Annotated in this window: 10 protein-coding genes; 2 read left to right on the top strand and 8 right to left on the bottom strand. The window is 69.2% G+C overall.

Annotated elements, in window-relative coordinates:
• The 3 genes from ACWELJ_RS31290 to ACWELJ_RS31280 form a co-directional block, all read right to left on the bottom strand.
• On the bottom strand, positions 1-1,397 hold a 1,397-nt coding region (locus ACWELJ_RS31290; RefSeq protein WP_452369695.1), incomplete at its 3' end, for a condensation domain-containing protein.
• A gap of 41 nt (positions 1,398-1,438) precedes the next feature.
• Positions 1,439-1,852 (bottom strand): AMP-binding protein, encoded by a 414-nt coding sequence (locus ACWELJ_RS31285; protein ID WP_452369694.1) that lies wholly within the window; start codon positions 1,850-1,852, stop codon positions 1,439-1,441.
• 147 nt (positions 1,853-1,999) lie between these two features.
• Positions 2,000-2,863: a helix-turn-helix domain-containing protein gene (locus tag ACWELJ_RS31280; RefSeq protein ID WP_452369693.1), complete on the bottom strand. Its 864-nt coding sequence runs from the start codon at positions 2,861-2,863 to the stop codon at positions 2,000-2,002.
• Between the two features lie 262 nt (positions 2,864-3,125).
• Here ACWELJ_RS31280 and ACWELJ_RS31275 point away from each other — a divergent pair, with 262 nt between their 5' ends.
• Positions 3,126-3,485, top strand: a complete 360-nt coding sequence (locus tag ACWELJ_RS31275; RefSeq protein ID WP_379102218.1) for a DUF4254 domain-containing protein — start codon at positions 3,126-3,128, stop codon at positions 3,483-3,485.
• Positions 3,486-3,744: 259 nt separating this feature from the next.
• Entirely contained in the window at positions 3,745-4,107 is a 363-nt protein-coding gene (locus tag ACWELJ_RS31270) for a hypothetical protein (protein ID WP_452369692.1), read from the top strand.
• A 31-nt stretch (positions 4,108-4,138) separates the two neighbouring features.
• On the opposite strand, the gene ACWELJ_RS31265 is transcribed toward ACWELJ_RS31270, so the two are convergent.
• The 5 genes from ACWELJ_RS31265 to ACWELJ_RS31245 all read right to left on the bottom strand — a co-directional run bounded on the left by ACWELJ_RS31265 (position 4,139) and on the right by ACWELJ_RS31245 (position 9,939).
• A complete protein-coding gene (locus ACWELJ_RS31265) occupies positions 4,139-5,782 on the bottom strand; it encodes a hypothetical protein (RefSeq protein WP_452369691.1) in 1,644 nt (547 codons plus the stop codon).
• 135 nt (positions 5,783-5,917) lie between these two features.
• Positions 5,918-6,715: an ABC transporter permease gene (locus tag ACWELJ_RS31260; protein ID WP_452369690.1), complete on the bottom strand. Its 798-nt coding sequence runs from the start codon at positions 6,713-6,715 to the stop codon at positions 5,918-5,920.
• Positions 6,716-6,718: 3 nt separating this feature from the next.
• Entirely contained in the window at positions 6,719-7,612 is an 894-nt protein-coding gene (locus ACWELJ_RS31255; protein ID WP_452369689.1) for a 2-aminoethylphosphonate ABC transporter permease subunit, read from the bottom strand.
• A 49-nt stretch (positions 7,613-7,661) separates the two neighbouring features.
• Positions 7,662-8,846, bottom strand: a complete 1,185-nt coding sequence (locus ACWELJ_RS31250) for an ABC transporter ATP-binding protein (RefSeq protein WP_452369688.1) — start codon at positions 8,844-8,846, stop codon at positions 7,662-7,664.
• A gap of 22 nt (positions 8,847-8,868) precedes the next feature.
• The gene (locus ACWELJ_RS31245; RefSeq protein ID WP_452369687.1) at positions 8,869-9,939 is read right to left on the bottom strand and encodes a 2-aminoethylphosphonate ABC transporter substrate-binding protein; all 1,071 of its coding nucleotides are present in this window, start codon (positions 9,937-9,939) and stop codon (positions 8,869-8,871) included.
• Positions 9,940-10,112 lie beyond the last annotated feature (173 nt).

The following is a 10,112-nucleotide window of genomic DNA, read 5'->3' as shown; positions in this document are numbered from 1 at the left end:
GGCGGCGGCGGTGGTCTCCGGTTGGCCAGCGCGGCGCGTTCGGCCGCCGACAGCGCGGTCACCGCGGTCAGCGACTGCTCGACGCCGCCGGCCAGGAAGCGGTGCAGGAAGTCCAGGAACCGGGCGTGCAGCGCCGCGAGTTCGGGTTCGTCGTAGCGATGGGGATTGGCCTGGAAGTCGATGTGGGTGGGTTCGCCGCCGGTGCCGGGGTAGACGTTGACGAACAGGTCGTCGATCATGCCCGAGGTCAGCACGTGCAACTGGCCGGTCACCCCGCCGGAATCAGCGGTGCTGAGGTGGATGCGGGTGTCGGCCAGCATGAGGTTGACCGTCGGCCCGAACCCGGCGACCTCGTCCATGGCCCAGCCCAGGTCCCGGAAGATGTCCTCCTGCCGGTACCGCTGCCGGCGCAGCGCCGCGGTCAGCTCACCCTGGGTGGCGCGCAGCAGATCGCCGACGGTGGCGGTGGGCGACAGCGGCAGCCGCAGCGGCACCACATTGGCCACCATGCCGCCGGATCGGCGCAGCGTGGCGGTGGTGCGGCCGGACACCGGCAGGCTGAGCACGATCTCGCCCGCACCGGTCATGGCCCCGACGAAGGCGGCGAAGGCGGCCACCACGACCGGCGCCGGACTGGTGGACTGCGCGGCGGTCAGCGAATCCAGTAGGGCGGCGGTGTCTTCGGGCAGCGCGCCGCTGAGCAGTCGCGGGTGGGCGTCGACCGCGCCGGTGCGCCGGCCCAGCAGCGCGGGTTCCGGCATCCCGGCCAGGTGCTCGCGCCAGTAGTCGCGGTCGGCCTGCAGCTTGTCCGAATTCCGGTAGGCCGCATCGGCTTCCACGATGCGTTGCAATGGTTCGGCCTTGCCGGCCGGAACCTCCTGCCCGGTGATGGTGGCGTTGTAGATCTCCGAGGTGCGCTGCAGCATGGTGAGCGCGCCGACGCCGTCGAGCAGGATGTGGTGGAACCGCGAGTACCAGTACCAGCTGTCCTCGCCGAGCCGCAGCATCACCATGGTGCACAGGCGGTCGCGGGTCAGGTCCAGGGGCGCGGTGTACTCGGCGCGCATCCACTCCTGCGCGGCGGCGCGCGGGTCGGGGGCGCCGCTGCAGTCCACGGTCCGCACACGGTCGTCGAGGGTGGTGTCGACCAGCTGCCACGGCAGCTCGTCGATCTCGATCAGCCGCAGGTAGCCGGTGCCGAACTCGCGTCCGGCCCGGCGTGCGGCGTCGGCCAGCAGGCCGGCGTCGATCGGCCCGGTCAGCTCCACGTATTGGGCGATCGAGACCGGGGTGTCCCCGGCCAGCTGCTGGGCGAACCAGATGCCGCGTTGCGCGGCGGAGAGGGCGAAGGCCGCCGAGGTGTCAGGGGTGGAGGGCAGGGGACTGCTGAAAGCCATACTGCGGAAACCTTCTGCGGGCTGCGGCGGCTTCGGCGCGGTCAGGAGGCCTTCCGCGCCAGGTTCAGTTCGGCCTCGCTGAGCGGGGCGTCCGAGCCGGTGAGGTACTGCACCAGCGTGCTGCGGTCATCGAGGACCAGCCAGCGGCCCGGGTCGGTGACCAGATCCAGTCCGGCCTTGGTGGTGATGCCGAAATCGGCGCGGGCCACGGTCGACTCGGTGGTCACCGGGATGGGAGTCGCGCCGGTCTTCTCGATGGCCAGGCGGGAGACCACGGCCTCGACTCGCGGCGTCTCCGCGATCACGATCCTGGCCCCGGGGTGGACCCCGAGACCCAGCAGCATGCGCGCCACCCGATTGCTCCAGCGATCCAGTTCGGCGTAGCTCAGGTCGCAGTCGGCGGTTGTCACCGCGATGGCCGTGGGAGCCGCGGGCGATTCGACCGTCTTGCACATGAACATCATCCTCTCGGAGGGGCCGCTTGCGGTGGCGTTCGGTATGTATCCACTCTCGCCGCCGCGTGCCGCCGCCGGTAGCGACCACAGTGCTGCCGGAATCCGCTCCGAGGGTGCGGGTTGTCCCACCCTGGGGTGGGTGGAGGATCAGCCGTTCAGGGCGTCCATGGCCGCCGAGATCATGGTGATCGAGTCGCGCGGGCTCAGCGCCATGGCCCGGAGCTGGTCGAACATCACCCCGTAGCGGCGCACCTCCGGGTGGCCCTCGATCAGCTCGTCACTGGCGATGCCCTCCACGTACACCAGTTCCGGGTCGGCGGGGTCGGGGAAGTCGAGCAGGGTGAAGGAGCCCAGCATGCCCGGGTGCGCGCCGGCGTCGAAGGGCAGGATCTGCAGGATCACGTTCCGCTTGTTGGTGTGGTCGAGCAGCTGACTGAACTGCTGGTTCATCACCTCGGGGCCGCCCACCATGCGGCGGATGACGGCCTCGTCGAGCACCACCCACAGCTCCAGGGGGTTGTCCTTGGTGAGCACCTTCGAGCGCTCCTGCCGAGCCCGGATCCGTTGCTCGATAACCTGATCCGACACCTTGGGCATGGTGGTCTGGTAGACCGCGCTGGCGTACGCCTCGGTCTGCAGCAGGCCCGGGACGTAGGTGGACTGGAAGAACCGCGCCGAGAGCGCCTCGGCCTCGAAGTTGATGTACGCGCCGTAGACCTCCGACACCGCATCCTCGAAAGACCTTGCCATGCCGGGGCGTAACGCGTCGACCAGCAACTGCAAGGCATCTGAACGCGCCGGCTCACCGATGCCGTAGAGGTCCAGCATGGCCGTCAGGGTGCGGCGTTGCGGCCTGGCCTGCGCGGTCTCGATCCGGTACAGCGTGGTGACGTTGATGCCGGTCTTGGCGCTGACCACTTCCTTGCTGAGCCCGGCGCTCTCCCGCATCTCGTGGAGCATCGCGGCGAGCCTCCGCAAACGGACAGTGAGCACGGTGCGCTTGCCTGCCATGACGACCCTTTCGCTTGGCGCACTTGCTAGAACGCAGTATTGCGTTCTTGCATTTGTAAGAGCATGATCCAGCTAGCCTATTCGTGAACAACCGATCCGATGACCGGTATAGCTGAATCCGGAGACCAATCATGTTGGTGCGATTAGTGATGCTGTCGGGTGCGTATAGGGAGTCTCGATGACCATGTCGATAGCCGGCGTCCTGCCGACCGCTCCGCAATTGCTCTGTGCGTTCCAAGGGAGGCGATTTCAAGATCGAGTATTGCTGAGGTCCGCGCACGCACTCGCCGAACTGCACGAACGTCGCGCTCAGGTCAGGGATCCCATGATGGTCAGCGAGATCGATTGCCGCCGCGGCGAACTCGTTGACGATATCAACGATTGGGTGGAACAGGAACTGCCGCAGCACCGCAACGGCGCCACCATGCACACCGAGAGCCTGGGCGCCGTGGTGGACCGCATGGCCCGGAGCTGGGTCGAAGCCAACCAGGTGATCGATCACGAGGGCGCTTCCAGTGATAACACCCATAAACACTGGTACCATCTGGCCGAACTGGTGGACGGCTACACTGATCTCGTATTCGACGTGGCCGGCGGCCGTCGCCGTTTACCGGAACAATGATTCCGAATGCATTGACCTCATTGAGGTATTGACACCGAATCGTTGATTCGTCCCGCCTGTGGACGGCGGGCGCAACGGGGCGCCCCGCCCGGCGTGCCGCGTGGTCGACTGGCGCGGCACGCCCGCCCTGAATTAGTGGGAAGCGTTTAGAACCAACCGTCCGGTGTTTTATTCGCCAAATCTTTCATTCGTGCCGACTCGAATTCACGACCGTGCGAGTGAAATACAGCGTTCCACACTTTCGAGGGGGGAGTTCGACATGAACCCGGGCGAGGGCACCGCCACCGACCTGTACCAACGGGCCCGCACCGGCGACTTCCGGCTGGACGTCGCCACCGCGCGCCACTGCGCCGCAACCTTCCTGCGGTTCGCAGCCGTGCTGGATCCGCAAATCGACCGCAGCCACCGTGTCCACATCCTCGGTGGCTTCGGCGATTTCGGCTCCGCCCGGCAGCTGCGGCGCGGATTCGAACGCAAGGGCCGCGACCTCACCGGCACCCTCACCGAACTGCGGAACTCCGCCGAGGACATGGCCGCGGCCTATCTGCTCGCCGCGGGCCTCATCCGCGCCACCGACGACACCCACTCCCGCGCCCTCCTGACCGCCGCCGCGGGTCTGTGACCCCCGCCCGTTTCGATCGAAAGCGGTTGGGTCAGCGGGGTTTCCAGTAGTTGTCGGGTCCCGCCAGCTGCAGGATGGTTCGCGAAGGCGCGTCCAGGCTGGGCTCCAGCGAGGCGTCCACCTTCAGGTCGATCGACAGCGAGTACGCCTCGTACAGGTAGCGGTACTGCCAGCGACTCCAGCTGGAATGGGTTGCGGCCCACAGGGTATCGAGGTCGGACTGGCAGACGCTGGAGCCGACGCCCTGGGTGGGGCACCACACGTCCCAGATCTGCTTCTGGCCCTTGAGGCTGGTGTAGATGGCCTCGGCCTCGGTGCTGGAGGGGAAGGCGAACACCTCCAGCGAGGTCATCAGCTTGTCGGACTTGTCGATGTAGGTGCCGGTCACCATCTGGACGCACTTGTTGTCCTGCAGCGCGGTCTTCACGTTCTGCGACATATTGCTCGCGATGCAGTCCTTCACCCCGGAGGAGCGGCGGGTGAACACCACACCCTTGCTGTCGGTGAAGCTCGACGGGAGCAGGGCGTCCGCGGTGAACGGGGTCTTATCGGTGCCCTGCTGGTTGAGGGTGGTCTTGTCGAGCTCCGGGGTGCCGGAGGCGGTCGGGACGGCGGTGGTCGTTGTCGGTGCCGTGGTCGTCGGCGGTGCGGTGGTCGTAGTGCTCGAACCCGTGGCGGTGTTGCCGGTCTTGTCATCGCCGGAGAGCACGACCACGCCGACGCCGATGGCGATGACGAGCACCACCAGCAGGACCCCCAGGATCACCTTCAGGGCCGTATTGGTCGAATCCGGCTGGGGTGCACCGTGATACGTCACCAGCGGGTGCGGCGCGGACCAACCGGTCGGTGAGGTCGGGGTCGGCGGCAAGGACGCCGCCGACGTGCCGAACCCCGCCTGCGTGAGGTACACCGCCCGCAGCGTGTCACCCCACTCCTGTGCGGACGGCCGCGCGTCCGGCCCGAAGCCGCCATTGCCGAAGGCCCGGTCGAACAGCGCCCGCACCCGCGGATCCAGATCGGCGGGCACGCCGCCCGGCTGCCACGGCGCGCCGGGCGGACCCGCGCTGTCGGGCAGCAGGGTTCGGTACAGCAATGCCGCCAGGTCGTACCGATCCTTGAACCGATCGTGGGCCCGGTCGGCGGGCAGCAGCCCGGCGGTGTCGATGAGATAGACCAGTGGCGCGGCCGGCTGCCACAGCACGTTCTCGGCCGCGAGGTCCCCGTGGATCAGCTGCCGCTCCTCGAGCACCCGCACGATCTCGCACAGCCGAACCGCCAGTCCCGCACGGAGATACGGCGTGGTCTGCCCCGGCGCGGCCCACAGCTGATCCAGGGTGCGGGGCCGGCCGTCGGGTTGCAGATAGTCGCGGGGGATCAGCGGCAGGATCGCGCCGATCAGCGCCGCGTCGTGCTGGACGAGGTCGATCGGCCAGTTCACCGCCTCGGCGGCGGATCCGGCCGCGGCGGCGAGCCCGGTCTGCCGCCCGAAAAGCATGGCCTGCCGGGCCCATTCGATCGCGTCGGGCGCGGTGACCGGGTTGCGGTAGAGCTTGTAGAGCCGTTGCTGCCCGCGGGGATCGCGGCAGAGGTACTGCACCGAGCGCGCGCCCGCGGCATGGAACGGTTCGCCGTCGACGTCGTAGGACTCGCCGGACAGACCTGTGACAACCACCATCGACCAGCCCCCGCCCGATATCCGATTTCCAGGCGAGTTTACCGGCCCGGGCGTCGCCACGCCCGGGCCTCGACGCAAGACACCGCTGACCGTCCCCTCATGACCCGGTCAGCGGTGTGGGTGCGGCCGCGTCGTTCAGCGCAGCGCCGCACGTCCTTTCAGGCGGCCCAGCAGGACCAGGGCGATGAGGGTGACCAGGACCAGCAGGGTGGTGCTGGCGGCGGCGTCGAAGACCGCGCCGCGGTCGGTGGCCGCGAAGATGCTCACCGGCAGCGTCTTCCAGGTCGCCGGGTACACCATGATGGTGGCGCCCAGTTCGCCCATGGACAGGGCGATGGCCAGTCCGGCCGCGGCCCCCAGGGCGGGCAACAGCAGCGGCAGCGTGATGCGCGACAGCACGCGCGCCGGTCCGGCGCCCAGTGATTCGGCGGCCTGCCGGTAGCCCGGATCGAGCCGGTCCAGGGCGGCGGAGACGCCGCTGAACGCGTACGCCAGCACCAGCACGGTGTGGGCCAGGATGACGATCCATTTGGTGCCGCCCAGCAGCAGTGGGCGCTCGTTGAAGGTGATCAGCACGCCGAGCCCGATCGCCACCGACGGCACCGCGACCGGCACGTGGAACACCGCGTCGGTGAGCCGCCGCAGCCAGGCCGGGGCCTCCATCGCGGCCAGCGCCGCCCAGGTGCCGAGGATCAGCGAGAACAGGCTCGCCAGCAGTGCGGTCTGCAGGCTCACCGACAGGCTCGCGGACTCCTCGCCCGACAGCGCCCGATCGAAGTTGGCGAAGCCGAGGTCCGAGGGCAGCGGCCCGGTCCAGTGCCCGGCCAGCGCCGCGGCCACCACGGTCGCGATGGGCGCGACGAACACCACCGTGACCACGATCCCGAAGACGGCGAGCACCACGGCCCGCCCGCGACGCGTCCACACCAGCATGGGTCAGCTCTCCTTGCGCGCGCCGGTGAGGCGCGCGAACAGCAGTCGGTATCCGAGGTACAGGCTCAGCGACAGCAGCACCTGCACCGAGGCCAGCACGGCCGCGCCCGGCAGATCGAAGGTGACGATGCCGCGGGTGTAGATCAGCGCCGGCAGCGTGATCACGCCCTTGGCGCCGGTGAACAGCACGATCCCGAATTCGTTGAGCGTCAGCAGCAGCACCAGGCTGCCGCCCGCCGCCAGCGCGGGCCACGCCTCGGGCAGCACCACCTGCCGCAGCACCCGCCACGGCGAGGCCCCGAGGCTGGACGCCACATCCAGCTGCTCCCGGGGCAATTGGGCGAACGCCGCCAGCAGCGGCCGCACCACGAACGGCGTGAAGAAGGTGACCTCGGCCAGGATCACACCCCACGGCGTGCTCAGGAAGTCCAGTACCGGCTTGCTGCCCCCGGTGATCTGATCGATCAACGCGTTCACCGCTCCCGCGGTCCCGTACAGGAACGTGAACGCCAGCGTCACCAGGAACGACGGCAACGTCAGCACCGAATCGATGAGCCGCCCCACCACCTGCGATCCGGGAAACGGCACGAACGCCAGCACGATCGCCAGGAACGTCCCCAGCACCACGCACCCCGCGGTCGAGCTCACCGCGATGGTGACGGTGCGCCACAACGCATTCCGGAACGACTCCTCACCCAGCACCTTCGACCAGGTCCCGACCCCTCGCCCGGACTTGGTCTCGGTGGACTCCACCAGCACCCGCACGATCGGATACACCGCGATCAGCACCACCACCAGCATCGGCGGCAGGGTCCACAGCACCGGCCGCCACGACCGTCCGGCCTTCCGGACCCCGGGATCGGCAGGTGCGGAGGGTGATTCGAGCAGTGCTGTCATGACGCTCTCCGCTCCCGGGTCGCTGTGACTCCGGCGAACAAGGCGGCGTTCATGCGCGCACCTCGGGTTCCTCTGCGGCGGAGGGGGTCCCGATGCCCGGCGGGATCAGCACACCCGCCGGGTCGGCGAAGCGGATGCCGACGTGGTCGTTGGGGGCGATGTCGGTGTGGCCGAGGACGTCGGCGGCGAGTTCGGTGGGCAGGCCCGCGATATCGAGGTGCAGGCGGGTGGAGGCGCCCTTCCAGACGCTGGTGATCACGGTGGCGCGCAAGGCGTCTCGTTCGGTGAGCGGGACGATGCGGACGGTGTGGGGGCGGACGCAGAGCTGGGCTTCGGCATTCGGGGCCCAGTCGGGGCGGCCGATGCCGGGCGGCGGGGCGTCGGCGCGCAGCGTGTGCTCACCGGCGGTGACCAGCGCGGCGGTGCCGGAGACGTGCTTGACCTCGCAGGCGATCAGGTTCGCGCCGCCGAGGAAGGCGGCGGTGAACTCGGTCGCGGGGCGCTGCCACAGGTTGTGGGCGGTGTCGATGTCGACCAGGCGGGCGTCGCGCATCACCGCGATGCGGTCGGCCAGCGCCAGCGCCTCGGACTGGTCGTGGGTGACGTAGAGCATCGCTGTGTCCGGCAACGCCTTGCGCAGCTGCTGGAGCTCGCCCAGCATGTTCTGGCGCAGTTGCGCGTCGAGCGCGGCGAGCGGCTCGTCGAGCAACAGCACCTTGGGCCGGATGGCCAGGGCACGCGCGATGGCGACCCGCTGCTGCTGTCCGCCGGACAGCTCGCGCGGCAGCCGGTCGGCGTAGCCGGCCATGCCGACCATCTCGAGGGCTTCGGTGACGCGCCCCCCGATCTCGTTGCGCGCCACCCGATGTGCCTTCAGGCCGAAGGCCACATTGTCGCGCACCCGCATGTGCGGGAACAGCGCGTAGGACTGCACCACCACCCCGATCCCGCGCTTGGCGGGGGACAGGTCGGTGACGTCGCGGCCGGCCAGTCGCACCGCGCCCGAGGTGGGCCGGACGAATCCGGCCAGGGCCTTGAGCGCGGTGGACTTGCCGGAGCCGCTGGGCCCGAGCAGCGCCACCGTTTCCCCCGCGGCGACGCGCAGGTTGAAATCGGCCAGTGCGACAGTCGATTTGCGACCGCGGCCGTAGGTGACCCCGACCCGGTCGAACACGATGGCCGGTTCGGCGGTGGTATCGGTGACCACCGTGGATGTCGTCAACGCGGAGGACATGGCTGCTGCTCCTGTGGGTGAATTAGCTACCGGTGGCCTTGGTGTAGGCCGCCAGGTCGGCGTCGAGCTCGTCGAGGACCTTGGTCCAATCCGGGTGCAGGACCTCGACGTTCTTGATCACCTGGGCCGGCGACTGCGCCCCGGCCGCGGACGGCGCGGCGTCCTTCAGCTCCTGGCGGGCGGGCACCGCGTAGGCGTCCGGCAGCGCCTTCTGGGCGTCGGCCGACAGCAGGAAGGTCATCAGCTTCTTGCCCGCGTCCGAGTGCGGCGCGCCCTTGGCCAGACCCATCAGGTAGGGCACGGCCACGGTGGACTGCTTGCCGCCGGCCGAGGCCGGGAAGAAGACGCTGAACTTCGAGCCCTTCTCCTTCACGGTGGCCAGGTTCATCTGCACGTCGCCGTTGGCGACCAGGATCTCGCCCTTGTCGACCTTGGCCTGCAGCTTGCCGGTGGAGGAGGACGGGCCGACATTGTTGGCCTGCAGCTTGCCCAGGTAGTCCAGCGCGCCCTGCTTGCCCATCAGCTGCTGCAGCAGGATCAGCACGGCGGTGCCGTCACCGGCCTGGCCGGGGGTGGAGTACTGCAGCTTGCCCTTGTACTCCGGCTTCAGCAGGTCGTCCCAGGTCAGCTTGGCGGCGTCGACCGAGGGGTTGGCGATGAAGCACAGGTAGTTGCCCGCCAGCGTCACCCACTTGCCGTTCGCGTCCTTGTCGGTGGCCGCGACGGCGGCGGTGTCCACGCCGCTGGCCTGCAGCAGACCCGACTTGTCGGCCTTCTGCATGAACGGCGGCAGCGTGACCACCACGTCGGCCTGCGGGTTGGACTGCTCCTTGTCGACGCGGCTCACGACCTCGGCGGACCCGGCCTCGACCAGGTTGACCGCGATACCGGTCTGGTCCTTGAACTTCGCGAACTGGGTCTTGTACCAGTCGCCGACGCCGTCGGCGGAGTAGACGGTGACCGTCTTGTCCCCGGAGTCGCCGGCGCCGGTGCCGCCGCAGGCGGTCAGGCTGAAGGCGACCGCGGTGGCGGAGGTCAGGATCAGGGCGGTCCGGGCGATGGTGCGTGCGAGGCGGTTGTTCGTATTACGCACGGTGACTGCAACTTTCAGTTCAGGGGACGTGACGGATCGTAGGAACGGGGGGTGCTCCGCGGCCCCGGCGAGGCGCGCCCGGGCCGCGGAATTCTCTAGCCGCGCTCGGCCAGCAGCAGCCGCGCGAACTCGGTGACCGAGGGCAGCACGTGGGTCGCGCCCGCGGCCCGCAG

The sequence above is a fragment of the Nocardia sp. NPDC004582 genome, assembly GCF_053602115.1.
This window is presented reverse-complemented; position numbering and strand designations above follow the sequence as displayed.

Bases quoted from the DNA above. Each gene is read 5' to 3' on its own strand.
- ACWELJ_RS31285 (WP_452369694.1), bottom strand. From the start codon at position 1,852: ATGTGCAAGACGGTCGAATCGCCCGCGGCTCCCACGGCCATCGCGGTG.
- ACWELJ_RS31280 (WP_452369693.1), bottom strand. From the start codon at position 2,863: ATGGCAGGCAAGCGCACCGTGCTCACTGTCCGTTTGCGGAGGCTCGCC.
- ACWELJ_RS31270 (WP_452369692.1), top strand. From the start codon at position 3,745: ATGAACCCGGGCGAGGGCACCGCCACCGACCTGTACCAACGGGCCCGC.
- ACWELJ_RS31265 (WP_452369691.1), bottom strand. From the start codon at position 5,782: ATGGTGGTTGTCACAGGTCTGTCCGGCGAGTCCTACGACGTCGACGGC.
- ACWELJ_RS31260 (WP_452369690.1), bottom strand. From the start codon at position 6,715: ATGCTGGTGTGGACGCGTCGCGGGCGGGCCGTGGTGCTCGCCGTCTTC.
- ACWELJ_RS31255 (WP_452369689.1), bottom strand. From the start codon at position 7,612: ATGACAGCACTGCTCGAATCACCCTCCGCACCTGCCGATCCCGGGGTC.
- ACWELJ_RS31250 (WP_452369688.1), bottom strand. From the start codon at position 8,846: ATGTCCTCCGCGTTGACGACATCCACGGTGGTCACCGATACCACCGCC.